Here is a 26,242-nt window from a genome sequence, read left to right as displayed (position 1 = left end):
GAGGTTTTTTGATATCATATATGTATTTAAACCATTATCTTATCGGACTATACTCCTCAAATATTGGTATTCCGTTTTCTTCGAGTATTTTGTTTATAAACCTCATCACATCGGTTCTGGTTTTTCTAAAAACAACAATAAATAGGTTTATAAAATCAACAGGAATAAAAGTTAATAATCCTCTATCCGTTTCTTCTGCATTGACTCTTGTTGCAAAATATTTAATAAAAGCATTATCACTTTCGGTATCAGCAAATTTCTTTTTTGCATCTTCAATGCCAGGCATAGAAAAAGGGATACCTATAATATCTTCTTCGATTTCATTCATCATAAAGTGATCTAATGTCCTATTCTTTAACTCCAAAATATTTTGCGGAGTATTAATAATCGGATTAGGATATGTATACTTCCAGTACTTACAAGTAGCTACATACACTATTGGATTCATGGTGATGGCCACCATGTAGATATTGGTAAAAAGATACTTTAGTCTGGCTTTAAGCATTGTTTTTAGAATTAAGCTTTTCGGAAAAAATGATCCACCTCTTTCTTCTTTAATTATACCAATACCCAATCGAATATACAAGTCTTTTTTATACTCCGGATTTTTACAATACATGAAATATGACATCCCTATATCTTTTCCATTTTTCATCATTATGTGCATATCCATACTATCATACTTTGTAAATAGCTTTCTAAAATGAGCAATAGAAACCTCATCACTAATAGCAGCTTTAAATAGATTATATAGTCTATTTTCTAACGGAGAATTTTCTTCGATCTTAACAATCTTGTGATATTCAAATTTTGTCATTGATTCATGTTTTATTTTGGGACGTAAACACTTAAATAGTATAGAAACTTCCTACAATATTTTGATACAAAATTAGTAGTTTAAACCATTCACGAAAACGATTTTAAGAATTTAACAATATACTAATAAGTAGATGATTTTTACTTATTAATCAACTGTATTACAGTTGTTTAAAATTTATTTTGATAGTTAAAATACGGTTTATACGTACTAATTTTGATGCATTTGCAAGTGTTTTAAAACATGCCTTTTTTAGACTAAAAAAGAGAGGAAGAATGCCCTTTTTCTTATTAATATTATGTTAAAAATAAAAATAGGGTTAAACAATTATTATAATAATAAAAAAGACTATCACAAGATGTGATTTCATTAAAGTACTAGTATAAATTTTATAAAAAAATAAACCCAAATTATGTAATGAAATGTACAAGTACTTTATTGGTCACAATAAAAACATTGACATATTTGGTACTTTTATATTGTTTTTTGAAGGGTATTTCGTTGTGAAAAATTTAAAATCAGATAAGAAATTATCTATATTTATCATTTAATCCTATACCTTGAAGAATCATAGGGGTTATTTTTTCTAAACGAGAAAGACGAGTAGCTTCTCGTTTTGCAGTAGTGATATACTCTATATATTCTTTTTGTTTGAAAGGGGTTAATTGCTCAAAAGATTCTTGAAGCTTATCATTAGACATTAATGCAGTCTTTAATTCTGAAGGGATGTCTACCGTTTTTGACTTCTCAGGTTTGATTTCTTTACCTTCCTTTTGATTTTCAATAGCTTCATTTACATATTGAAGTATCAAACCCTGATCAATATCATCCTCTGATGTAAATCGCCATTGTCTCAATCCTTTAGTTTTTCCTTCTTGCGCATTGATCAACTTGTTTTGTTTGTCTTTCAGAAAAACTCCTTGATAAAACCAAATCCCAACATAGGATTTAAAAGCACCCATTCCTATTACATTCTTATTACCTAAAGTGTACACCGGTATACCCCATTTTATGGTTTCTTCCATTTCGGTAGAGCGCATAATAGATCGTAAGGTTTCAAGTTCTCTTTTCCACTCGGTTTTTTTAGCGATAAACTCTTCTACGGATTTGTTTTTTTCCATAGCGTTAAATTACAAAGAAATATCCAGTTTCTTTGCTTCAGCAGAATTCCAATCTAAAGTAATTTTCAATGTCTTTTCTGTTTCATTCCAATCAAAAGAGACAGACTCCTCACCTATTGTCACAGATTTTGGTTTTGCCTCAATATTATGAACCAAAAGAGTAATTTGTCGAGTACTTGCCGCATATTGCTCTCCTTTTTCTGCAGATACATGAATAGAAAGCTTAGTTGATGACGTTGTACTATTAAATTTCAGTAGTTCATACTTCCCTTTTTCAAAAGCATTAGGTGTTTTACCATCATCATCATATAACTTTCCTGAGCTCGTCTTTACTGCAGAATCATGATAATAATGTACTATCAAATCTTTGGTTGAATAAGCATCTGTAGTTTGCACAGGGGCCACCATCGGAATAAAAGAACCTGCTTTTACAAATACAGGCACATGCTCTTTTACAACGTCTACCGTTTTAAAAATACCTCCTTCATATTTTTCACCACTAAAGAAATCATACCAGTTAGTTCCCTTTGGAAAAGGAATATCCATCGAGGCAATTCCGGGTTTTACCACAGGTGATACCAAGAAGTTATCTCCCCATAAATAAGCAAAACTCATCTCATAAAGCTCTTTATTACCCATATCTTCAAAGAATAATGGGCGCATTAATGGCACTCCTGTTTGATTATTGTCAAAAGCAATGGTATAATTATAAGGCAGTAGACTGTATCGTAGTTCGATACTCTTTTTTGCTAATGCTTTTGTATTTGCATCATGAAAAACGGGTTCTGGAGCAATGTGTTCTTGTGCATGCGGTCTAAATATTGGTTGAAACACACCGTATTGCAACCAACGGTTGTATAATTCTGGATCAAAAGTCTCACCTCCTGCAAATCCACCAAGGTCAGAATGCATATAGCCCATTCCCTGCATTCCCATTTGTAATGCAATTTCGGTTTGTGGTTGTAATCCTCCCCAACTTCTGCTTACATCACCAGACCATGGAATCATACCAAAACGCTGTGAGCCAGAATATCCTGCTCGCATTAAGATAAATGGTCTTTGATCGGGGAAATCTTTCTGATATCCTTCTTGTACTAAACGCGCCCAATCATGCCCATAAATATTATGAACCTCGTCTGCACTTCCAGTAGCATGTTGTAAATCTGATGGATGCACTTCGGGTTCACCCAAATCTCCCCACCATCCTGCTACTCCGTACTCTTTGGTGTATTGTTTATATATATTCCAGAACCAATCTTTTCCTTTAGGATCGTATATATCAATGATTCCGGTATTTCCGAAATAAAAATCATATTTAAATGGGTTACCAACAGAGTCTTTTCCTAAAACACCTTTTTCAACAGCTTCATCCCATTTTTTAGAGGTTGTTAGTACAAAAGGTTCTGTAATAAGTATCGTTTTTACTCCTTTTTCTGCAAAATCATTAATCATTTGTTTTGGTGTTGGGAAAGAGTCACTTAAAAACTCCAGGTTCCCCATATGTCCTTTAATATCCTTACCAAACCAATAAATATCTAAAATAACAGCATCAAGAGGAATGCTATCCTGAGCAAATTTTTCTATAGTTTCTCTGGTCTCTTTTTCTGAATGATAACCAAATCGACTAGCAAAATTTCCAAATGCCCAACGAGGTGGCAATGGTTGTTTACCAGTAAGATCTGTATATTCGTTCATTACATCTTTCCAATCATCACCAGCAATTACCTGATAGGTTTTTCTCCCGTTAATCGTTTCATAGGCCAGTGTGTTATCCTTTTTGCTATCAATATCTAAAAAACCAATTGGGGCATTATCAAAATGAACTGCATATACTTTAGAAGAAAGTATCAATGGCATGGTAAAGTTCATTAGCTCAGAGTGCGTTTCGTATCCATAATGAGCTCTATTATACAACTCAAGCTTCTTTCCTCTTCTATTCATTCCGACTACCCTTGCTCCTGCTCCGTAGATAACTTCAGTTTTATCAAGGTTGAAATCAAGAATTTCGGTTGAATCGGTCTTTTGATATCCTTTCTTCTCTGAAATCAGTTCTTTCCCTTTATATGAATATGATATATGAAAAGGTTCTTTAACAATATGTACAGCAATCCCAGAAGTGGTATACGTTAACACACTATCATTTTCTCTAATATCACCTTCGATATTAGGTTTTAATATAACTGCATGAGATTCAGGATTAAAAGCTTCTCCTTCAGGAATAAAAGAAGTCTCTATAATTTTATCAGAATATGGTTTGATAATGTATCTACCATCTTGTTTATACACCTCTATATAAGTCCCTTTATCTTTAAAACCCTGGTATGGTCCTTCGTATTTCTTTTTACAGGAAACACTAAAAGTGACAATTGTAATGCATAAAAAAAAGGAAAGGAATTTGGTATTCATATTGTGATATGTTTAGCTTTTGATTCAAAAGAAATCAAATATAACTGAATCCTCTTAGAATCAAAGTATAGCAATACGTTCAGCAATAAAATTATTGAATTTTCAACAAAAATCAATCTATACAAGAAGAATCACAAAATATTACTACAACGTTATAGTATAGCTTTAGGAGTAGTTTCTACTTCATATTTTTTCAAAACCAAACAAAAAAGCTGCCCATATGGGCAGCTTTTTGTGTTTAATGAGATCTTTATGTATTAATTTCTAGGGTATAGAAACGATTTTTCGACTTCAAAATCCACTACTCCATCCTCTCTTACTTCATAAGTAATAAAAAGTTCTCCCCAATATACTCCATCTGTAAAATCAGCAATAATCCATCTATGGTTTAACAAACGTACCTTATTTATTGCCATATTCCCTTCCATCCCAACAAAAGGAATAATAGGATTATCTGCACCTGCTTTGTTCTGGGCAATAATCTGATCGCTAATAGTTAATGCCAATTTGTTGGGTTCATACCCCATTTCCTCAAAATAACTTGCAGCATCCTCATTACTCTCTAAAGAAAAATAGGTAAGATCCATATTGATGTCTATAAGAGAGTCTATAGCAGCATTTTTAGAAGTTTCTTGCTCTTTTAATCTTTCTTTTAGGTTCTCTATTTTAGCATCGTAGGATTCTTTGGCTTTTTTTGCATTCATAAACTGAAAAAGCACGAACAATGCCGTAAAAATAAATAAGTATAAAAAAATCTTATTCTTCATATTCTAAATGGTTATTTTTAAATTATCGTAAGCTATAAAAACATTCTCAGGAAGCTCTTTCTCCACTTCAGCATGAAACCCAAGCATATGACTAATATGGGTAAGATAAGCTCTTTCTGGCTGTATTTCTTCTATAAATTCTAAAGCTTCTTCTAAATTGAAATGCGAATGATGTGGTTCAATTCGTAATGCATTCACAACCAATACTTTTACGCCATTCAATTTTGATTTCTCTTTTTCTTCAATCGTTTTAACATCGGTTAAATAAGCAAAATCCTTAAATCTAAAGCCAAAAACCTGTAATCGGTTATGCATCGTATTTATAGGGATAACATTTAAATTACCAAGGGTAAAGGATTCATTTGTTAATTCATTTTCTAATACACTAGGTGCACCCGGGTATTTATTTTCTGAAGCAAAAATATAATCAAATCTCGTTTTTAGTGCCTTTAACACTCTTGTATGTGCATAGATAGGAATATCACCTTGTCTAAAAAAGAAAGGTCGTATATCATCTAATCCCATGGTATGATCTGCATGCTCATGAGTAAAGACAATACCGTCTATTCTTGAAACATTATTGGATAGCATTTGTTGCCTAAAATCTGGACCACAATCCACAACATAGGTATATTCATCCCAGGATACTAAAACCGAAACACGAAGTCTTTTGTCTCTAAAATCATCACTATGACAAACCGGATGGTCACTACCAATAATAGGAATCCCTTGTGATGTACCTGTACCGAGAAATATTACTTCCATAATTAATTAACTATAGCAAATGTAATTATATTTTTTTGGCAAAAAATATATAGATCTCTTAATTCTTACCGGTAGTAATTATAAACTATAGAAATTTGCATAAGGGCTTTTTTAATAATTATGGTATTAGTACCTTTACATTAAACAAAAAAAGCCCTTTTTACTATGCCTATCACGATAATGGGAGATAAAGAATTTGAATCTGTCCCTTCGATTAAGAGTAAAGCATTACGTATAAATTTGAACCAAAATATCTATGGTACTTTTGCCGAGATTGGTGCTGGTCAGGAAACCGTTCGAAATTTCTTTAGAGCAGGTGGAGCTTCTGGTACAATTGCTAAAGCCATGAGTGCCTATGATAAAGACTTTAGTGATGCTATCTATGGAATAGAAAATGACAAACGATATGTTACCGAAGCCCGGTTAAAAAAAATGCTGAAGCATGAAGTAAGTCTTATCGAACAAAGAATTACTAGAGAAAAACATCCTAATAAGTTATTTTTTAGTTATGCTAACACAGTAGCTACCATTGACTTTGCAAAAAAGTACAAAGGTCATGGTTGGGTTGGTATTCGTTATCAAACTGTACCTAATGAAGAGTATAACGAGATTACTCTCCATATACGTTTTCATGAAAACGATGCCAGATTACAACAAATGACGTTAGGAGTGTTAGGTGTAAATCTAATATACGGTGCCTACTATAAATACGATAATCCAAAAAAATTGCTTCGATACCTGTATGACCATTTGGATAAAGACCAGATAGAAATTGATACTATCAATTTTTCTGGCCCAAGGTTTACAAAGGTTGATAATCGTTTGATGAGTTTACAACTTGTTAAAAATGATATGACCGAAGCCGTAATGTTTGGCCCTGATGGCAATAATATACTACCTGCTGCAATTTTATATAAGAAAAATATTCTTGCCTTAAGAGGTAGTTTTAGACCGGTTACTAAGGTAAATATTGATATTTATAAAAAATCTCTTAATATATTTTTAAACGAAAACAAAGTTAAAAAGGATAAGACCGTAGTGATTTTTGAGATCACTTTATCTAACCTAAGAGCCGAAGGAGAGATTGATGAAGCTGATTTTATGGCTAGAGCAAGATTACTATGTTCATTAGGTCATACGGTAATGATTTCAAATTTTAAAGAATATTACAAAGTTGTAGAATATTTCTCTAACTATACTAAGGAACGAATGGCTTTAGCCATGGGTGTAAATAATTTGATCGATATTTTTGATGAAAAGTACTATAGACATCTAAGTGGTGGTATTCTTGAAGCTTTTGGTAAATTATTCTTTAAGGATCTAAAAGTATACTTGTATCCATTAAAAAATCATCAAACTGGTGAATTAACAGGTAGTGATAACCTGAAGGTGCATCCAAGAATGAAAGAACTCTATAAATTCTTTAAGTATAATGGTAAATTAGTAGATATTACGGATTATGATCCAACGATCATGGATATTTTCTCCAGAGAAGTACTTCAAAAGATTCAAGAAGGAGAATCGGGATGGGAAGACCAATTACCAGAACTAATACCAGAAATGATTAAAGAAAATAACTTTTTCGGATACAAAGCTGCCGAAACAATAAAATAAAAATTATATAAAAAACAAAAAGGCACCATTATAAAGAAACGTAATGGTGCCTTTTTTTAATTCCTAACTTTTATAATATTTGTGCTGCGTGTTCTTTAGTTTTAACCTTTAGGATAACTTCTGAAATAATTCCATTTTCATCGATAACAAATGTGGTACGATGAATTCCATCAAACTCTCTACCCATAAACTTTTTAGGACCCCAAACTCCAAAAGCATTTATTACTTCTTTAGATTCATCTGCTAATAAAGGATAAGGTAGTTCAAATTTATTTTTAAAATTTTGTTGTCGTTTCGCACTATCAGCACTTACTCCCAAAATCTCATACCCTTGCGCCTGAAAAGTCTGATAGTTATCTCTTAGATTGCATGCCTCTACAGTACAACCGGGAGTACTGGCTTTTGGATAGAAAAAAACAACGAGCTTTTTTCCTTTATAATCATTAAGAGTTATGGTATTTCCTTCTTGGTCTAAGGCCGAAAAATTAGGAGCCTTATCCCCTTCTTTTAATGTTGTCATTCTTAGTCGATTTATGAAAAATTAATTCTGTTTAAAGTTTTCAATCAAATGTAAAACAAAATTAAAGATCATGTGTTACTTTTATTAAAAATTTAGCGATTAATCATATCTGGATAAGGTTGAATATTTTTTACTTTAGCATAAAACAATTTAGGTAGCATGACCAAACAAGAAAAAGTTGAATTCACTATAAGTACACTTCAAGAATTATATCCCAAAATACCTATCCCATTAGATCACAAAGACCCATATACCTTATTAATTGCGGTGTTAATGAGTGCTCAAAGTACAGATGTTAGAGTAAACCAGATTACTCCACTCCTATTTGACAGAGCAGATAACCCATATGCTATGATCAAATTATCGGTAGAAGAAATTAGGGAAATTATAAAACCAGTAGGGCTAAGCCCAATGAAATCAAAAGGAATTCATGGCCTTTCACATATTTTGATAGACAAACACAATGGTGAGGTTCCCCAAAGTTTTGAAGACCTAGAGGCTTTGCCTGCAGTTGGACATAAAACAGCCAGTGTTGTTATGTCTCAGGCATTTGGAGTTCCTGCATTTCCTGTTGATACACATATTCATCGTTTAATGTATCGTTGGGGTTTTAGTAGTGGAAAAAATGTTACTCAAACGGAAAAAGATGCAAAGCGTTTGTTTCCGAAAGAATTATGGAATGACTTACATCTACAAATTATATGGTACGGTAGAGAATATTCTCCTGCTCGAGGTTGGGATTTAGATAAAGATGTTATCACTAAAACGATCGGAAGAAAAACAGTTTTAGACGAATACCAAAAAATAAAAAGACCTATTAAAAAATAGGCCTTGTTTAAGTTTAGTTTAAAATCGTTTCAAATTTTAGATTGTTGTATTCTACAACGTTTAACGATTTTGAATAGCTGAGAAGAAAATCTATAGTACTTCTTCTTGGAACTAAATGTTGTTTTTCTTCTTTTTCAGAAGACTTAAAGTAAAATTTTGCCATATTCTAATAATCTTAAATTAGGGTTATTTAAAATTAAAACGACAAATATTACACTTTATTATATAAAAAGGTTATTAATTTGTTAAAACTATATTATTTTTCTCTATTACTTTTCTCAAGTTGATTAACGCATATCGCATTCTACCTAAAGCCGTATTAATACTAACACCGGTTTTATCAGATATTTCTTTAAAACTCATATCCTTATACATACGCATTACCAATACTTCCTTTTGATCTTCTGGTAGTTCCTGAATTAAAGAACGCAAGTCTTCTTCAACCTGGTCTTTAATTATTCTCTTTTCAGCATTAAGATTTCCATCACTAATTACAGAGAAAATACTAAACTCACCATTATCTTCAAACTTTGGCATACGATTCCCTTTTCTAAAGTGATCAATAACCAAATTATGAGCAATACGCATCACCCAAGGAAGAAATTTTCCTTCTTCATTATACTTTCCATTTTTTAGAGTACGAATAACTTTTATAAAAGTATCCTGAAAAATATCTTCAGATACGTCTCTATCAAAAACTTTTGAATAAATAAAACTGTAAATACGTTGCTTGTGACGTTCGATTAGAACAGATAAGGCACCTTCGTTACCTTTGATGTAGTCATTAACCAGAACTGCGTCTGTTAGGGTGTAATCCTTCATACGTTTACTTATTTTAGTACCAACAAGCTTGGGGCTCGGGCTATGTTAAACTTAAAAAGTAAAAGTATTCCTTATAGGCAGTTTCTTTAAATTTGGTTTATTAATGCGGCTAAGATAATAACAATCATTTAAAAACAAAGAATTTTCTGTTAATTTTTTTAACTAAACTTTCATTATCAATAGGTTATAATACTTATTTGGTAATCATTATCTTTGCGCTCTTACCGCGTATTTACTATGATTCAAGACATTACTAGCATAAATCCAAAACACAATATAATTATTAAAGGTGCTAAACTTCACAACCTGAAAGATTTAGATGCCGTTATCCCAAGAAATAAATTAGTTGTAATCACCGGTTTATCCGGTTCTGGTAAATCAAGCCTGGCTTTTGATACCCTATATGCAGAGGGACAACGAAGGTATGTAGAGAGTTTATCATCGTATGCAAGACAGTTTTTAGGGCGCTTAAACAAGCCTAAAGTAGATTACATCAAAGGTATTGCCCCGGCAATAGCCATAGAACAAAAAGTAAACTCCACAAATCCAAGATCTACTGTAGGTACAACTACAGAGATATATGACTATTTAAAGTTACTTTTTGCAAGAATTGGTAAAACCTACTCTCCTGTTTCCGGGAATCAAGTTAAAAAAGATAGAGTTACCGATGTAATAGAATATGTAAAGACATTTGAAGAAGGTGAAAAACTATTACTACTGGCCCCTATTCATATCGAAGAAGGTCGTACTCTCGAAGGAAAACTTAATGTATTACAACAACAAGGATTTGCGAGAATTAAAGTAAATGATGCGATAAGTAGAATTGAAGAAGCCACAACAGAAGAGAATGATGATGTGTTTCTGGTAGTAGACAGAATTGTAAAAAGAGATGAAGAAGATTTTTATAATCGCCTGGCTGATGCTATTGATTCTGCATTTTTTGAAGGAAAAGGAACTTGTTTTATTGAAACCTTAAGTGATGGACAACTTAGACAGTTTAGTAATAAATTTGAATTAGATGGGATAAGCTTCCTGGAACCCAATGTGCATTTGTTTAGCTTTAATAATCCTTATGGAGCCTGCCCAAAGTGCGAAGGATATGGTGATGTAATAGGTATTGATGAAGATTTGGTGGTTCCGAATACGGCATTAAGTGTGTTTGAAGGCGCAATATTCCCCTGGCGAGGTGATAGTATGGGTTGGTATAAAGATCAATTGGTAAATAATGCCTATAAATTTGATTTTCCAATTCACAAGCCCTATTTCGAGTTATCTGAAGAAGATAAAGAGTTACTCTGGACAGGAAACAAATACTTTGAAGGAATCAATAGCTTTTTTACAGAACTCGAATCCAAAGCGTATAAGATCCAAAATCGTGTCATGCTTTCTCGCTATCGCGGAAAAACAAAATGTACTACCTGTAAAGGAAAACGATTACGACAAGAAGCAAATTATGTAAAAATTAGTGAAGCTACACTTACCGACCTTGTAGAGAAACCTCTAAATGAATTGGATGATTTCTTTAAAAATATTACTCTAAATGAATATGATGCAACTATCGCCAAACGGCTTTTAAAAGAAATCAATACTCGATTAGAATTTTTGCAAAATGTGGGGTTAGAATATTTAACGCTTAATCGTAAATCAAATACACTTTCTGGAGGAGAATCACAACGAATCAATCTTGCTACCTCTCTAGGAAGTAGTCTTGTAGGTTCTATGTATATTCTTGATGAACCAAGCATTGGCTTGCATCCCAAAGACACCGAGAAACTGATTAAAGTCTTACAATCACTTCGTGATCTGGGTAATACGGTAATTGTAGTAGAGCACGACGAAGATATTATGAAAGCTGCCGATGAGATAATTGATATAGGCCCCGAAGCCGGTACCTATGGTGGTCATGTAGTTGCAACTGGTAACTTTGATGAAATTTTAAAAGCCGATTCTCTTACAGCAAAATACCTTAATGGGCAGCTAGAAATTGAAGTCCCTGAAACCAGAAGAACTTCAAAATACTATCTAGAAGTGATTGGTGCTCGAGAAAACAACCTAAAAAATGTAGATGTAAAAGTTCCCTTAGGAGTTTTTACGGCAATCACAGGGGTGTCTGGTAGTGGTAAAAGTACCTTGGTAAAAAAGATCATCTACCCTTCTGTTCTAAAAGAATTAGGGGGATATGGCGAAAAGGCAGGCGAATTTACAGAGCTTAAAGGTAATTATAGCAATATCAAACATGTAGAGTTTGTGGATCAAAATCCAATTGGACGCTCTTCTAGATCAAACCCCGTAACCTATATTAAAGCCTATGATGATATTCGTAATCTTTTTGCAAGTCAAAAATTATCGAATATCCGCAACTATAAATCAAAACACTTCTCCTTTAATGTAGATGGTGGCCGATGCGAAACTTGTAAAGGTGAAGGCGAGGTTACTATAGAAATGCAGTTTATGGCCGATGTGCATCTAGAATGTGAAACCTGTGGCGGAAAACGATTTAAAAAAGATGTGCTAGAAGTAACTTTTCATGATAAAAGTATCCATGATATCCTTACCATGACCATCGATAATGCTATTGATTTCTTTACAGCGCATAATCAGACCAAGATTCAAAGAAAATTACAACCCTTGCAAGATGTTGGTTTAGGATATGTGCAATTGGGTCAAAGCTCTTCTACCCTTTCTGGTGGTGAGGCCCAGCGAATTAAACTCGCATCCTTCCTTGTAAAAGGAAACACCAAGGATAAAGCTCTTTTTATCTTTGATGAACCTACAACCGGACTTCATTTTCATGATATCAAAAAACTCCTGAAATCATTTAATGAATTATTAAACAAAGGGCATTCTATACTTGTCATAGAACATAACCTCGACCTGGTAAAATGTGCCGATTATGTTATTGACCTTGGACTAGAAGGTGGTAAAAATGGTGGAAATATAATTGCTCAAGGCACTCCCGAAGAAATGATAAAGATCAAAGATTCATATACAGGACAATATTTGAAAGAAAAGCTTTAGAAAACCTTCTTGCAAGGTGATGCAATCAATTCTACAATTAAAAAAGTTCCTTCTAAAACATTAACACTATTCTAATATTTCAAAATGTAATGTATTCCCTATCGTTTCGGCTAAGTATGTGTAATATTTTAAACCAATAACAATGTCACTTACCACAGATTTAAAGAATCGAGCCGCGCAATCAGCTTCAAAATACTCAGAAACTACTCATACAATAATGAACAACGGCATACAAGCCGTTCGTGATGCCAAACTTGTTCCTAATGCTCTAAAATCAGGAGATTATATTCCAGAAATATCGCTTCCAAATGCCGCTAATAAGAACATATCTGTTCAGGAATTACTACTAGAGAAAAAAGTAGTGCTCTCCTTTTATCGAGGCGGATGGTGCCCTTATTGCAATTTAGAGTTAAAAGCATTACAACAGGCCCTACAAGAATTCGAAAAACTAGGGGCTACCTTAGTTGCCATTAGTCCCGAAACTCCAGATAATTCTTTAACCACTTCAGAAAAAAACAACTTAAGTTTCGAAGTACTATCGGATATCGACAATACGATAGCCAAAACATTTAATCTAGCCTTTACCCTACCCGATGATTTGATCCATATATATCATGGATTCGGAATAGATCTAGAAATTAGTAACGGTAATATCAACCAACAACTTCCTATTGCGGCTACCTATGTTATTGATCAAAATGGTAAGATCATTTATGATTTCATCAAAGAAGATTACAAGGAAAGAGCAGATCCTCAAGAAATAATTAACTTTCTGAAGAACAGATAACTACATCTTGTTTTTTATAGCTTAAAAATTTTTGGCACGCCATTTGAAATACTACTAGACAAATAGCGGAAGCCGAAAAGCTAATGAGTAGGCATAAACCCGAAAAACATTTAAGTTATGAAAAAAGCATTACTTTTTATTGCAGCTTTGTTACTAGTAGGAACAACTGCACAAGCGACCGATCACAAACACTCGGATCACCAGGATAGGGTTACAAACCGCTATCTTAATTCACAACCAATTGTCTTTGTAAGGGGAGGTGTAAAATTCTTTGTATACCCAGAAGGAACCATAGATTTTAAAGTCCTTAAAAGAGGGGTTAGACCTAGACATACCGATTGGAACAATAATCGACATAGTACACCGGGATCTTATGGATATTACAACAGACCTTACTATAATCATAGAGGTATTAAATATGATTACTATGGAAGACTTAAAAAAGTGGGTCTTAATTATATAAGTTATGACCGATATGATCGAGTACGAAGAATTGGTAGTGTATACCTAAGATATAACAGAAGAGGTTTAGTATCCCAGATAGGTGGATTACATATCTACTATAACAGATACAGTAGAATCAAATTCGTAGAAGGAGATGTTCATTATACAGGTTGTGGTTATTGTGGTATCGATGGGTGTACTGCCACTCATGATCCATATTTTAACCAAAATTGGAGACCAAAATATATGCACCATAATAATGATGACAATCATTACTACAAAAATAGAAAAAGAAAGAAAAAATATCATAATGACAATGATGACGACGATGATGATGATTAAAATTTAGATTAGTTGTTGGTTAGTTGTTAAAATCCCGTTACCAGAAACACATGGTAACGGGATTTTATATTTTATTTAGAGTGTTTGGGCGTGCTATTCGTTGTATCTTTTTATTTGATCGTGCCCTTCGACAGGCTCAGGGTGTGATCAAATAAAAAGGATAAGCCTGTCCTGAGCTGTCACGCTGAGCTTACCGAAGTGTTGTAGAAGGGTTGCTATCTCTAATGCAAGTTCATGATAGATCACATTTAAAATCTTGTTAACCTTGCTTTCAGAAGAGAACGTTTATTCTATATTTATTACTTCACAATCAAAATCAAGCATACCCATATGAAATTCTACAGCAGTATTGTTCTACTTTTCGTTTTCTCAATCGCATCATTAACAGCTCAAAATATGGAGTTCGAAGATTATGATCCCCCTTCTACTCTAGTCGTTCCGGGAACCGAGGTTAAGAAAGCCAAATTTCCGTTTATCGATGTGCATAATCACCAATTTAGAATGCCTACACAAAATTTGCAAGAGGTGGTTACAGAGATGGATAAACTTAACATGGCAGTGATGGTCAATCTTTCGGGAAGAGGTCGAGGATCAGATGAACATCTAACTAAATCCTTAGACAATGTAAAAACTAATCACCCCAACCGTTTTATAGTTTTCACTAATATTCGCTTAACCGGAATTGATGAACCTGGCTGGACAAAAAAAACAGTAGCTCAAATAGAAAAAGATGTTGCACTGGGGGCTAACGGTCTTAAAATATACAAAAGCCAAGGGATGGATAATAAAGATAGTAAAGGCAATCGCATTAAGATTGATGATCCCCGTATTGCTCCCGTTTGGGAAAAATGTGGAGAGCTTGGTATCCCTGTATTGATTCATTCTGCCGATCCAAAATCATTTTGGGATCCTCATGACAATAAAAATGAACGTTGGTTAGAATTAAAATTAAAATCACGTAGAAAAAGAGATGCTAAAGTCACTGGTTCCTGGGAAACCATTATACAAGAACAACATAACATCTTCAAAAAACATAAGAATACGAAGTTTATTAATGCGCATTTGGGTTGGTATGGTAATAATTTAGCAAAACTATCCGAGTTGATGGATCAAATACCCAATATGTATACCGAAATCGGAGCAGTAATTGCAGAACTTGGTCGACAGCCCCGCAATGCCAAAGCTTTTTTAACCAAATATCAAGACCGGGTAATGTTTGGTAAAGACTCCTGGAACCCCAAAGAATACTATACTTACTTTAGAGTACTAGAATCTGCTGATGAGTATTTCCCCTATTACAAACGCTATCATGCATTCTGGAAAATGTATGGATTAGATCTTGATGATGAAGTTTTAAAGAAACTATACTACAAAAATGCCCTCAAAGTAATTCCTAATATTGATAAGAGTTTGTTTCCGAAGTAAAAAGCTAACCTTTTAATTTTTTCCTATAATAAAAGAAAACTAAAAACAGGAGTATCAAAACACAAGTTAAAGCGATCCAATAGATGTAGATACCAATTGGCTGATCTATATCGATAGGATCAACATTACCCAACAAATAAAAACTCCCCCAATAAAAGGGAGTTACCTGATCAAAACTGGCTGTTTTCAAGAAGTCTAATTTAGCTTTCTGAAGTGCTTTAGCTTTATTCATGCCATTGGCTAAATTGATATAAAAGTTCTCGATAAGTACGGGGGCGCTTTTATCAGAAACTTCCCAACTACTTAATAACAAACTTTTTGTACCTGCATACTGAAATGCATTGCCCAGACTCATAATACCTTCTCCTTTGGCAATTGTTCCCGTTCCTGTATTACAAGCGCTTAATACTGCCAATTCTGCAGGGATATCTAATGCAAAAAGTTCATGACTATAGAGTAGATTATCTTCTATAGTATCTTTGCTTTTTGTAAAATATAGCTTAGAGTTTTGTGGATTTTCATGGTCTACATCTCCATGCAATGCCAAATGAAGAATACTATATTGATTTACATTTTGTTTAAAGTTAGCTTCTATAGCTTCTGATCCATAAAAATATTGACCATCAACAATATTAGAAATAGATTTGATTTCTTTTCGGGTCCCGGGCAGATCATCTCCTGCACCCCTTAGTGTAGCCAAACTCATGGTTTTCGAATTTGCAAGTTGTGGGTTATCCGAAAATGAAAACGCGAGACACTCCCTACGAATTTCTGAAGATTTGGATGTTTTTTGCAACGGGTTAAACAATAGATTTGCAGAATTGGCATACGAAATCGCATAATCACGTAATAGGTATGACATATTTCTAGCTTCATCTTCATTGTTTTGAGTAAGTAAAAGGTCAAAATTAAGGTGCCATAACGGACCATCAGGGATAATGATAAGCTCATCCCCTATTAATTCATCTTTTATAGGTGCAATAAGCTCATTGTATAAGGTATACGCACTATTTTGATATTTGTTTATGTTATTTGAAATAATGGCATTACGTAGTTTCTCGATATTACTTTCTAGGGTATTGGTGGTCGCTAGTTCTTTTATTGAAAAGCCATTCTTTGATATAATGAAAGCATGTGTAGTATTATCTGTAGCAAAGAGTTCTATCAAAGTCGAATTTTCTTCGAGGTTTTCCTGTACTTCCTCTATAGATACAATGCTATTTTGATGTTTAAGCCGATAATATCCCTGATATTGTTCTCGCAAAACTGAAGCTAAAGAATCATGCTTTCTATTAACTCTGAATAATTCATCTTTATACCTTGTTCTATTAGCTATACTCAAGCTGTCCGAATTGGTTGATTCAATTAGTTTTGATTTATAATAAGATTGATCGGCTTTTATTTTATCTTCCAAACTAATGATATCAGAAGGAATATCAAGATGTTTTTTGATTTCTTCTTTTAATATAAATTCTTTGAGAATATGCGTTTTCTTCTTTTCAAGGTAATAAAAAGCCTTCTTTGCAGATGCTTCGTAACCTTCTTCTAAGGCCAACAACAATGCTGTTTCTATTGCATTTTCGTAGACTTCTGAGACTAACTCTGAAAACGCTACCTTATCTTCATATGTAAGAATATTGTGCCGATTTTCATCAATAAGTTTATCTAAGCTAATATAAGTGGATAAGGCTATTTTAAGGTGGTTAAGATCTTTATTAGCCAGATACAATTTTTTAAGTACAATTGCTTTATCCAAAAATGAAGCAATCTCAACACTCATATTCATATAATCAATAGGCTCTGAGTTTTTACTTACCGATTCCTTATCATGAGATAAATTATTATATTTTAATGCACTCTGATAGTACTCGAGAGCTTTAAGAAGGTCTCCGCTTTCCTCGTATATCTTACCCATAAAATTATTACATTTTGCAAGATCAGGATGCCTTTTATTATTATGTATTTCTGAATAGTGTACTTTTGATTTTTCTAGATAATATAATGCCGATTGAAATTCTTTTTTTTTACGATAAGATTCTCCAAACCCTAAGTAAATGAGACCAAGATCCTTGTGGTTTTTTGAAGACCGCTTTTTAGCAATAACGAGGGCCTTATTAAGGTAAGAAATGGCTTCATCATGTAGTTTTAAGCAATTTAAAGTAACCGCAATATTTGCATAACAAAGCAATAAACCAGGATGATCGGTAAGTTCGTTCTGTATCCAAATCTTTTCAGCCTTTAGCAGATATACCAATGCTGTTTGATACTCATTCTTGTTCAAATAAATCGTACTGATATTGTTATAATTATTTGTCAAATCAAAAATATTATTTCCTGTTGAATGTTTCAACAAGTCAGAAGCTTTGTTTAAATATTCTAATGCCAGGTTGTATTGTCCTTTATTTTTATAAGTAATCCCAATACTATTGTAACTATTTAGAACCTTAGGATGGTCTTCTGAAAACACTTCTAGATTTATTTTCTGGCCTTTTTTGAAGCTTTCTAATCCTGCATTATAATTTCCCTTATCACTATGTATTACACCAATGTTATGGTATATAGCCGCAATTCGAACTTTACTTTTATAAGAATCTTTATCATCCGATTTGAGAATGATTTCTAAAGCTGTATTGTATAGTTGTAAAGCCGTGTTATAATTCTCATTTTTTTCATGAATCGCACCAGTATTGATATATATCCTCGCTATTTCGGGATGATCATCCCCGTAGATAACAACAGCTTCAGACAACGCCTTTTCCATATATTGCAAAGAGACTGTGTAATTTCCCAGAACATAATAACTGCGGGCTAAAAACACCAATATTTCTATCAATATAGGATTAGGATTCTGGGCAGATGATATCGACCTTTGTACCTGTAGTGCATCCTTAAAATACACGATAGCATCATGAAAAGAACCTTTAATCAGAAAACATTGTCCTTTGTTAAAGTAAGCCTTAGACACATATATTGAAGGTATTTTAATTTTTTCTTCACTTATCTGTAACGCATGATCTGCGGCTTTTAAAGATTCATCATAATTCAAATTCAATCTATGGTTTTCAGAAATTTTATTATAACAACTAGCAACCCTTACCCAAGTATTAGCTTTTTTATAGAGAGGTAATGCTTTTTTAAAAAACACTATAGATTCCTCATATTTTCTATGGGTTAGAAGTGAATCTGCCTTTTTATAATATTTCGAAGGTACTATAGTATCATTTGGAGTTTGTGAAAAAACTCCTCCGGTCAGAAAAAATAAACCTACCCAAAGAAATAATACTTTTTTTGTCATGATCAAGGAAATGTTATTTTACTTTTTTCTATAATACACAAAAGCCAAAGCAAGAACGATTAAAACAAAGGCTAAAACAATCCAATATATATTGATTGGTAAAGGTTTGTTTATATCTATTGGGTCTGTATTACCCAATAGGTAAAAACTCCCCCAATAAAACGGAGCTACCTGATCAAAACTGGCTGTTTTTAAAAAATCTAATTTAGCTTTCTGAAGCGCTTTAGCTTTATTCATACCATTGGCTATATTGGTATAAAAGTTCTCGATAAGCGCAGGAGCACTTTTATCAGAAACCTCCCAACCACTTAACAACAAACTTTTTGTACCCGCATATTGAAATGCATTCCCCAAACTCATAATACCTTCTCCTTTGGCAATTGTGCCCGTTCCTGTATTACATGCGCTTAACACCGCCAATTCTGCAGGGATATCCAAGGCAAAAAGTTCATGACTATAGAGTAAATTATCTTCTGTGCTATCCTTGCTTTTTGTAAAATATAACTTAGAGTTTTGTGGGTTTTTATGATCTACATCTCCATGCAATGCCAAATGAAGAATACTATAATTATTTACATTTTGTTTAAAATTAGCTTCTCCAGCTTCAGATCCATAGAAATACTGACCGTTTACAATAGTAGAGATAGCTTTAATCTCTTTTCGGGTACCTGGCAGATCATCTCCTGTATCTCTTAGGGTTGCCAAACTCATATTTTTTGTAGTAGTAAGTTGGGTACTATCAGAAAATGAGAAAGCGAGGCATTCGTTACGGATTTTTGACGTTTTAGATGTTCTTTCTAATGAATTGAAAAGTAGATTGGCAGAATTCGCATAAGAAATCGCATAATCGCGCAACAGGTAAGACATATTTCTAGCTTCTGCTTCATTGTTTTGAGTAAGCAATAATTCAAAATTAAGATGCCATAATGGTCCATCTGGGATAATAATAAGCTCATCTCCTATTAATTTATCTTTTATAGGCGCAATAAGTTCGTTGTATATACTATAAGAATACTGTCTATAATCACTTATATTCTTTAAGGTTATTGATTGATTGAGGTCTCCTACCTTTATAGCCAATTCTGGAGTAGCAAGCTCTTTAACAGCTATTGTGTTCTTAGAAATTGTAAAGGCATATGTAATACGATCACTAGTAAAAAACTCCAATACGGTAGTTTTGTTATCTAATTTTTCTTGAATTTCTGAAACAGATATAATTTCATTCTTATGCTTGAGTTGATAATATTTTGGATAGTTCTTCTCTAATAAAGTTATAAGTGAATCTTTTTTCCTGTTGATATCAAATAATTTGTTTTCGTACTTGGCAATCTTTGCGGTGTCAAACTCTTTTTCAGCACGTTCTCTGGTTATTTTAGATTGGTAAAAAGAAGAATTAAGTTTTAGCTCTTTTTCAAATCTTGTTAATTCAACTGGTAATCCTGCAAAATCTTTTGCATTAAGATCATTTAGTATCTCTTTTAGAGTATTGGCTTTGCTTTTTTCTGCATAGTAGGTGGCTTGTTCCAAAAACTGTTGCTCTCCTGTTTCATTATAATAAAGCAATTGAACTTTAATAGCCTCTGTATACATCTCTTTTGCCATTTTTGCATAGGTCACTCTGTCCTTATAATTATTCAAAGATTGCCTAACAGTAGCAATTAGGGTATCTATATTTTTGTAGGTAGTTACACTTAGAGCTAGAGTATCTATACTAGTGTTTTGAATATATTTTTTTGTAAGACATTTGGCCTTTCCTTTTAGTGTTTCTAATAATATATTAGAGTCTAAATATACCGCTTGAATACTATTCTTTATAGTATTAGTTTTAGAACTATTTGAAGAATTTACTTTCTCTGCTCTAAGGTAATACGCTAAAGAAGTATCTATTTCTTCTTGCTCGAAATACAATTCACCAATATGATTAAACATCATAGCGACTTTTGGGTGTTGATATCCCAAAAGCTCTGTATACAAATCAAGAGCCTTTTGATAATATTCTAAAGATAAAGTGAAATCTCCCTTTTTTTGGTAAGCAATTCCTATTTTTTCATAAGATGAAATCGCAGCGCCATGATCTTCTCCAAAACTTGTTTTTTCGATTTCAAGAGCAGATTTTAGATGATGTATTGCATTAGAGAATTCTTTTAATTCTATAAAAATGTCCCCTTTATAAGTATACACCTCTGCCATAAAGGGATGGTTTTTCCCTAACTTATTTTCATAAATTATTTTCGCTTTTTCTATGTACTCTAAAGCTTTACTGTATTCTCCTTTTTCAGCTAATAAATTTCCATACACTGTATAACTTAAAGCTAGCTTTGGATGGCCCTGAAATTCCTTTTCCCTTATTTCAAGAGACTTTTTTCCATACTCCAGAGCAGTATTCAAATTACCCAGTTTATTATAAAGTCCAGAAATAGTGTTATATACACCACTAAGATATAAGTAATCTCTTTCCTTTTTTGTATTAAGAATGGCTAATGCTTTTTGGCAGTATTCTAATCCTTTATTATAATCCCCGAGTTGCCTAGTCATAATAGCAAGGTTATTATATGATGCCACGTTTCGAATGTAATTCTTCCCCTTGGTACCAATATTTACATCTAGTGCCTTCTTGAAATACTCTATAGTTTTATCTAACGCATCTGTTCTATAGTATACTATTGCTAAATTATGATAACTTTTTGCAAAATCTGAATGTACTCCTTTGTACAGTGTTTTTCTTATCTCGAGAGCCCTAAGATAATTTGCAAGTGCCTTGTCGTATACAGCAGTCTGCTCGTAACATTTACCTATATTATCATATGCTTCTGCTTCTTCACTATTTCCTTGTATAAGATACCCATTACTAATTTCTAGAACCTTTTTAGCACTAGTCATTGATGCTTCATAATCTGAATTTTTCCATTGATTTCCCGAAATCTTGTTATAACAGCTCGCAACTTTTTCCCAAGACTCAGTTCTTTCATAGTGAGATAATGCCTTTTTAAAAAATGCTATCGATTCACTATACTTCCTCTTTTTTAAGAGCAATTCAGCTTTACCATAATATTCTGAAGCTACCAAGGTGTCTTTGGATGTCTGTGATGAAATAGAGGCAATAAAGAATAACAAGATTACCAATAGTAATGTTACTTTTTTAGTCATAGTTGGTTTTAATAAAGTGAGTTGGTAAAAACTAAATTTATAATACGCTATTCTTTAAGTCTTATCTCTTTGTTTTGGTCGTTGGGTAAGAATAGGAATTTTTTGGCAGCTTTTTTATCGCCAAGATCTAAATAGATCAATCCCTGATACCATAGGGCAACCTTTGCTTTTTTACCAGAAGGATGTTTAGAAAGTGTTTCTAAGGTTTTTAAAGCATAACTAACATTTCCTGCTTTGTATTCTGACAATCCTTTTATTAATAGGGCATCTTCATAATATAATGTAGTAGAAATAAAAGGTTCAAGAATAGTGATTGCATCTTTAAACTTTTCTTCTTCGTACGCATCAAAGGCATTTATAATAACTTGTTGTAATGAGTCTCGATTTGTGGTTCTCATCATGCGGTAATCTAAGCCTATTTTTTTATCCCATGATGCTTGAGTAATCGTAGCTAAGTTTTGTTGTTTTGTATTGCTCGAATAACGCCAACCAAAAAAGATCAGCACAATACTTGCAGCAATTCCTGCAATCCATTTCCAATATGGAGTAATTATTTTGGCGTCTTTTTCATCATTCACGATCACTCTCCATTTTTCTACACGTGCTTTTTCTGAATTCGAAATATATTTTTTTTCCACCAGATCCATACTTTCTTTATATGCATCTAATTTTCTGGCAAAATCAGGTTCGACATCTATTCGGGCTTCAAACACAAGTAATTCATCCTCAGAAAGCTCAAGATTAAAAAACCTTTCAATATATACGATATCTTTATCTATACTACTCACGTTTCTAATTTTTTCTGATTTTTCAGCTGTACCATAACTTCATACACTTTTAGGATCAATCTTTTTTTACAATTATACTTGGCTTGTACCAATGCCTGGTAATTGTTATACCCAAACTCTTCTTGTAAATCCTTTAATTGTCGATCATTATCCAATTCATTTTCTATAAGTGCCCTGCACTTTGAAGATAACAATTTGAGAGCTTCTGCCAATGTTTGATGTTTTAATAATTCTTCACCTTCATTAGCTATAACCTCTTCTATAGTATTAGATTGCACATCTATCTCCTTTGTATATAAAAACTCGGGCGATTCTTCAATAGACATCATATTATTCGCTTTATTTCTTTTTTGCATCAACCAGGCATTTTTGCACATCATATAAATATACCCTATACTATTATGAGGGGGTTCTTCCTGATTAATAACAAAACGTTCCCAAAATTTTTGCATTGATATGATAAAAACCTCTTGAGAATCATTCTTAGACTTGGTAAGCGAAAGTAATTTAGATTTTAATTTCTGAAACGTATGGTCAAAAAAGGTAGTAAACGGAAGTTCATTTCCTTTCTGTGCACATTCTACAATATATGTTATATCAGTACTATCCACGGGTAAAAAACAGACAAAAGAGTATCCTCTTTTTTTGGGGTTTAAAAATGAAATGCCAAAATACAACAAAAAGTTAAAAACAAGCTCAGGATCTTCAATTTTCGATAGGTCACGAATACCTTTTCTAAGTTTTTAAAGTACGATATCATAAGATCAATGATAAAATATGTTGTTATGTATTTCTTGTTTTGCATCAACTAATAAACAACCAACTAATCCATCAATACCACACAGTTATGAGGAAACAAGTATTTACTTTTTTGGCATTTATTACTACTTTAAATTACTTCGATTCAACATTTTATACTGCATCTAAAACAAGAAAGGGTATTGTCTCATCAATAATGGTTTTGATAATTATTGGCATTCTAACCCAAATGCAAGAATACCATTATGCATATATAATTTTTACGTTACTTTCTACGTGTATTTACTGGATTGGTTATGTAGGCCTTCATAAACCAACGGGTACAAATGAATTCAAAAGTTCGAGCAAAAAGAAAATTCAGAAAAAAACAGGGTTCTATACCTATTATAAAATCAACCAGTATATCATTACTAATGAAAAATATTTATCCCCAAATATGAGCCTAAATAGTATCGCTTCATATTTCAACATGAGCAAGAATTATATTTCTCAACTTATAAATACACATGCAGAAAAAAGCTTTAACGACTATATCAATGAATTAAGAGTTGAGGCTTCACAAAAAATGCTCTTAGACGAACAGTATGATCATTATACTATAGAATCTATTGGATTAGAATGTGGATTTACCTCAAAATCCAATTTCTATACAGCCTTCAAAAAAATTACTGGGCAAACTCCAAATCAATATAAAAAGCTAGAAAAATAAGTTCTGGATCTTCAACTATCTACAGATCCAGAACTTTAGTTTGGAGATTAGATACTATACTTGCCCGATTAAATATAAAAACAAACAAAATTTCATAATACAGATCAAAAATTCAATCCAATGAAAAATAAATTATACTATCTTCTAGGCATACACTTGCTATTTTCTTCTGTTTTACTATCACAAACTACTACTTATGGTGACAATGCCGGTACGCAAGGTGCACAAAGTAGTTTCTTTGGTTATGAAGCTGGAACAGTAAATACAGCAAGCGACAATACCTTTATTGGTACATTTTCTGGAAAAAGCAATACTACAGGTTTTAAAAATGTTTTTGTTGGTACCTCTGCCGGAAAAACAAACACAACAGGACAAGACAATGTTTTTGTAGGAAGAAGTTCTGGGTTTTCTAATCAAACCGGTAGACGCAATGTATTTCTAGGGCGTAGTACAGGATATTCAAATTTTTCTGCCTCGAATAATGTTTTTATCGGTTATTCTACAGGATTATCTAATACCGTAGGAACAGAAAACACCTTTGTGGGTACTGAATCAGGAGTTAAAAACAGAAATGGAAATTGGAATGTATTTTTAGGATCGCAAGCCGGAAGAAATAGCAATACTGGTTCTCATAATGTATTTCTAGGGGTTCAATCTGGTTTTACCAATACTACAGGGTATAATAATGTGTTTGTGGGTAGAGATGCTGGTTTCTACCATGAGACTGGTGGCCTAAACACTTTTTTAGGTAGTGGCTCTGGTAAAAACACCAAAAATGGGAGTAGTAATGTATACTTAGGAGCCAATACGGGTCTAAACAATATAAGCGGTACAGCTAATGTTTTTATCGGATCTCATGCAGGATATAATGAACTTGGAAGCAATAAATTGTACATCGAAAATTCGACAACAGATACCCCATTGATTTACGGGGATTTTGGAGCCAATAAAGTAGGAATTAACACAAAGGAGATTCCATCGACAAGTACTTTTGCTGTAAAAGGAAATTCAACTTTTGACGGAAATATAAAGGCGAATATCGGAGTTTTCGATTCTAGTACTTTGGGAAATAATGGATGGATTCCTGTCTCTATAGGTCGTGAGTATAAAACTGATAGAAGAACTTTTGAGTTTGTTGTTGATCCTACCGATACAGGTTCTGGATATACTGCATTTGCAATAACAGATCAATCAGAAAACTTAAGACATGATTTTGTTTCTAGGAATACAGATACCTGGATAGATCTAGATGACCACAAAGGAACTCATTTCTTTAAAGTAGCTCGTGGAGAATATGAGCCCGGTAAATTTGCAACATACATACATATGCCAAGGCCAGAATCTAGAATTATTATCGGACAGTATGGAAGATATTTAGAGGACGAAGGATATAAATTGATTGTAAATAATGGTGCAGCTTTAGTAAATGGTGATTTAATCGCAAATGGAAATGTAGGCATTGGTACAAACGACCCCGGAGCATATAAACTAGCGGTAAACGGTAAAGTACATGCAAAAGAAGTAACGGTTGACCTTGTAGGCTGGCCAGATTATGTTTTTGGAGAAAATTACACCCTACCTACCCTATCTCAAGTTGAACAACATATTAAAGAAAAAGGTCATTTGGTGAACATCCCATCAGCAAAAGAAGTTGAAAAAAACGGAGTTCAATTAGGAGAGATGAATAAAAAACTTTTGGAAAAAATAGAAGAGCTTACCCTCTACACTATCGCTCAACAGAAACAATTAAAAGAACAAGAAGCAAGACTTAAAAAACTTGAAGTTTTATTAAACAAGAACTAAAACGAAAATAAAAATTTAAAACTATACGCTCCCGACTTCAGACATCTGACCTCGAGCTAAATAAT

Annotated in this window: 19 protein-coding genes; 8 read left to right on the top strand and 11 right to left on the bottom strand. The window is 33.1% G+C overall.

The window, feature by feature from the left end:
• Positions 1–34: 34 nt before the first annotated feature.
• From ABW637_RS20730 to ABW637_RS20710, 5 genes are all read right to left on the bottom strand, one after another.
• Positions 35–817 carry a hypothetical protein gene (locus ABW637_RS20730; RefSeq protein WP_367586643.1) on the bottom strand — a complete coding sequence of 261 codons (783 nt, stop codon included), beginning with the start codon at positions 815–817 and terminating at the stop codon, positions 35–37.
• Positions 818–1,347: 530 nt separating this feature from the next.
• Positions 1,348–1,938 (bottom strand): YdeI/OmpD-associated family protein, encoded by a 591-nt coding sequence (locus tag ABW637_RS20725; protein WP_367586642.1) that lies wholly within the window; start codon positions 1,936–1,938, stop codon positions 1,348–1,350.
• A gap of 9 nt (positions 1,939–1,947) precedes the next feature.
• Positions 1,948–4,344 (bottom strand): glycoside hydrolase family 31 protein, encoded by a 2,397-nt coding sequence (locus ABW637_RS20720; RefSeq protein ID WP_367586641.1) that lies wholly within the window; start codon positions 4,342–4,344, stop codon positions 1,948–1,950.
• 257 nt (positions 4,345–4,601) lie between these two features.
• Entirely contained in the window at positions 4,602–5,111 is a 510-nt protein-coding gene (locus ABW637_RS20715) for a hypothetical protein (RefSeq protein WP_367586640.1), read from the bottom strand.
• 3 nt (positions 5,112–5,114) lie between these two features.
• Positions 5,115–5,876 (bottom strand): MBL fold metallo-hydrolase, encoded by a 762-nt coding sequence (locus ABW637_RS20710; RefSeq protein WP_367586639.1) that lies wholly within the window; start codon positions 5,874–5,876, stop codon positions 5,115–5,117.
• 165 nt (positions 5,877–6,041) lie between these two features.
• Here ABW637_RS20710 and ABW637_RS20705 point away from each other — a divergent pair, with 165 nt between their 5' ends.
• A complete protein-coding gene (locus ABW637_RS20705) occupies positions 6,042–7,490 on the top strand; it encodes a TonB-dependent receptor (protein ID WP_367586638.1) in 1,449 nt (482 codons plus the stop codon).
• A gap of 70 nt (positions 7,491–7,560) precedes the next feature.
• On the opposite strand, the gene bcp is transcribed toward ABW637_RS20705, so the two are convergent.
• Positions 7,561–8,010 carry a thioredoxin-dependent thiol peroxidase gene (gene bcp, locus ABW637_RS20700; RefSeq protein ID WP_367586637.1) on the bottom strand — a complete coding sequence of 150 codons (450 nt, stop codon included), beginning with the start codon at positions 8,008–8,010 and terminating at the stop codon, positions 7,561–7,563.
• A gap of 159 nt (positions 8,011–8,169) precedes the next feature.
• Between bcp and ABW637_RS20695 the strand changes: the two genes are divergently transcribed.
• Positions 8,170–8,838 (top strand): endonuclease III domain-containing protein, encoded by a 669-nt coding sequence (locus tag ABW637_RS20695; protein WP_367586636.1) that lies wholly within the window; start codon positions 8,170–8,172, stop codon positions 8,836–8,838.
• A 237-nt stretch (positions 8,839–9,075) separates the two neighbouring features.
• Here the strand turns inward: ABW637_RS20695 and ABW637_RS20690 are convergent, their stop codons facing one another.
• Positions 9,076–9,660: an RNA polymerase sigma factor gene (locus tag ABW637_RS20690; protein ID WP_367586635.1), complete on the bottom strand. Its 585-nt coding sequence runs from the start codon at positions 9,658–9,660 to the stop codon at positions 9,076–9,078.
• A gap of 237 nt (positions 9,661–9,897) precedes the next feature.
• Here ABW637_RS20690 and uvrA point away from each other — a divergent pair, with 237 nt between their 5' ends.
• From uvrA to ABW637_RS20670, 4 genes are all read left to right on the top strand, one after another.
• Positions 9,898–12,678: an excinuclease ABC subunit UvrA gene (gene uvrA / locus ABW637_RS20685; RefSeq protein ID WP_367586634.1), complete on the top strand. Its 2,781-nt coding sequence runs from the start codon at positions 9,898–9,900 to the stop codon at positions 12,676–12,678.
• Positions 12,679–12,820: 142 nt separating this feature from the next.
• Positions 12,821–13,465 carry a peroxiredoxin-like family protein gene (locus ABW637_RS20680; RefSeq protein WP_367586633.1) on the top strand — a complete coding sequence of 215 codons (645 nt, stop codon included), beginning with the start codon at positions 12,821–12,823 and terminating at the stop codon, positions 13,463–13,465.
• A 117-nt stretch (positions 13,466–13,582) separates the two neighbouring features.
• Positions 13,583–14,251 carry a hypothetical protein gene (locus ABW637_RS20675; RefSeq protein WP_367586632.1) on the top strand — a complete coding sequence of 223 codons (669 nt, stop codon included), beginning with the start codon at positions 13,583–13,585 and terminating at the stop codon, positions 14,249–14,251.
• A gap of 330 nt (positions 14,252–14,581) precedes the next feature.
• Positions 14,582–15,676, top strand: a complete 1,095-nt coding sequence (locus ABW637_RS20670) for an amidohydrolase family protein (protein WP_367586631.1) — start codon at positions 14,582–14,584, stop codon at positions 15,674–15,676.
• A 4-nt stretch (positions 15,677–15,680) separates the two neighbouring features.
• On the opposite strand, the gene ABW637_RS20665 is transcribed toward ABW637_RS20670, so the two are convergent.
• The 4 genes from ABW637_RS20665 to ABW637_RS20650 are packed head-to-tail and all read right to left on the bottom strand — an operon-like array spanning position 15,681 to position 23,517.
• Positions 15,681–18,971, bottom strand: a complete 3,291-nt coding sequence (locus ABW637_RS20665) for a CHAT domain-containing protein (RefSeq protein ID WP_367586630.1) — start codon at positions 18,969–18,971, stop codon at positions 15,681–15,683.
• A gap of 18 nt (positions 18,972–18,989) precedes the next feature.
• The gene (locus ABW637_RS20660; protein WP_367586629.1) at positions 18,990–22,118 is read right to left on the bottom strand and encodes a CHAT domain-containing protein; all 3,129 of its coding nucleotides are present in this window, start codon (positions 22,116–22,118) and stop codon (positions 18,990–18,992) included.
• A gap of 47 nt (positions 22,119–22,165) precedes the next feature.
• On the bottom strand, positions 22,166–22,906 hold the full coding sequence (locus ABW637_RS20655; protein WP_367586628.1) for a tetratricopeptide repeat protein: 741 nt from the start codon (positions 22,904–22,906) through the stop codon (positions 22,166–22,168).
• Positions 22,903–23,517, bottom strand: coding sequence for an RNA polymerase sigma factor (locus ABW637_RS20650; RefSeq protein WP_367586627.1), 615 nt, complete (start codon positions 23,515–23,517; stop codon positions 22,903–22,905). Before ABW637_RS20650 ends, ABW637_RS20655 begins: the two co-directional genes overlap by 4 nt.
• Before the next feature lie 236 nt (positions 23,518–23,753).
• On the opposite strand from ABW637_RS20650, the gene ABW637_RS20645 reads away from it, so the two are divergent.
• Together ABW637_RS20645 and ABW637_RS20640 are read left to right on the top strand one after the other, a co-directional pair.
• Entirely contained in the window at positions 23,754–24,374 is a 621-nt protein-coding gene (locus tag ABW637_RS20645) for a helix-turn-helix domain-containing protein (RefSeq protein WP_367586626.1), read from the top strand.
• A gap of 120 nt (positions 24,375–24,494) precedes the next feature.
• The gene (locus tag ABW637_RS20640; protein ID WP_367586625.1) at positions 24,495–26,177 is read left to right on the top strand and encodes an autotransporter outer membrane beta-barrel domain-containing protein; all 1,683 of its coding nucleotides are present in this window, start codon (positions 24,495–24,497) and stop codon (positions 26,175–26,177) included.
• The last annotated feature ends 65 nt before the right edge of the window (positions 26,178–26,242 follow it).

The organism is Aquimarina penaris (assembly GCF_040786285.1).
Lineage (GTDB): Bacteria > Bacteroidota > Bacteroidia > Flavobacteriales > Flavobacteriaceae > Aquimarina.
Note: the sequence above shows the minus strand (reverse complement) of the source record. Positions and strands in the feature narration are given on the sequence as shown.

Bases quoted from the DNA above. Each gene is read 5' to 3' on its own strand.
- ABW637_RS20730 (WP_367586643.1), bottom strand. From the start codon at position 817: ATGACAAAATTTGAATATCACAAGATTGTTAAGATCGAAGAAAATTCT.
- ABW637_RS20725 (WP_367586642.1), bottom strand. From the start codon at position 1,938: ATGGAAAAAAACAAATCCGTAGAAGAGTTTATCGCTAAAAAAACCGAG.
- ABW637_RS20720 (WP_367586641.1), bottom strand. From the start codon at position 4,344: ATGAATACCAAATTCCTTTCCTTTTTTTTATGCATTACAATTGTCACT.
- ABW637_RS20715 (WP_367586640.1), bottom strand. From the start codon at position 5,111: ATGAAGAATAAGATTTTTTTATACTTATTTATTTTTACGGCATTGTTC.
- ABW637_RS20710 (WP_367586639.1), bottom strand. From the start codon at position 5,876: ATGGAAGTAATATTTCTCGGTACAGGTACATCACAAGGGATTCCTATT.
- ABW637_RS20705 (WP_367586638.1), top strand. From the start codon at position 6,042: ATGCCTATCACGATAATGGGAGATAAAGAATTTGAATCTGTCCCTTCG.
- bcp (WP_367586637.1), bottom strand. From the start codon at position 8,010: ATGACAACATTAAAAGAAGGGGATAAGGCTCCTAATTTTTCGGCCTTA.
- ABW637_RS20695 (WP_367586636.1), top strand. From the start codon at position 8,170: ATGACCAAACAAGAAAAAGTTGAATTCACTATAAGTACACTTCAAGAA.
- ABW637_RS20690 (WP_367586635.1), bottom strand. From the start codon at position 9,660: ATGAAGGATTACACCCTAACAGACGCAGTTCTGGTTAATGACTACATC.
- uvrA (WP_367586634.1), top strand. From the start codon at position 9,898: ATGATTCAAGACATTACTAGCATAAATCCAAAACACAATATAATTATT.
- ABW637_RS20680 (WP_367586633.1), top strand. From the start codon at position 12,821: ATGTCACTTACCACAGATTTAAAGAATCGAGCCGCGCAATCAGCTTCA.
- ABW637_RS20675 (WP_367586632.1), top strand. From the start codon at position 13,583: ATGAAAAAAGCATTACTTTTTATTGCAGCTTTGTTACTAGTAGGAACA.
- ABW637_RS20670 (WP_367586631.1), top strand. From the start codon at position 14,582: ATGAAATTCTACAGCAGTATTGTTCTACTTTTCGTTTTCTCAATCGCA.
- ABW637_RS20665 (WP_367586630.1), bottom strand. From the start codon at position 18,971: ATGACAAAAAAAGTATTATTTCTTTGGGTAGGTTTATTTTTTCTGACC.
- ABW637_RS20660 (WP_367586629.1), bottom strand. From the start codon at position 22,118: ATGACTAAAAAAGTAACATTACTATTGGTAATCTTGTTATTCTTTATT.
- ABW637_RS20645 (WP_367586626.1), top strand. From the start codon at position 23,754: ATGAGGAAACAAGTATTTACTTTTTTGGCATTTATTACTACTTTAAAT.
- ABW637_RS20640 (WP_367586625.1), top strand. From the start codon at position 24,495: ATGAAAAATAAATTATACTATCTTCTAGGCATACACTTGCTATTTTCT.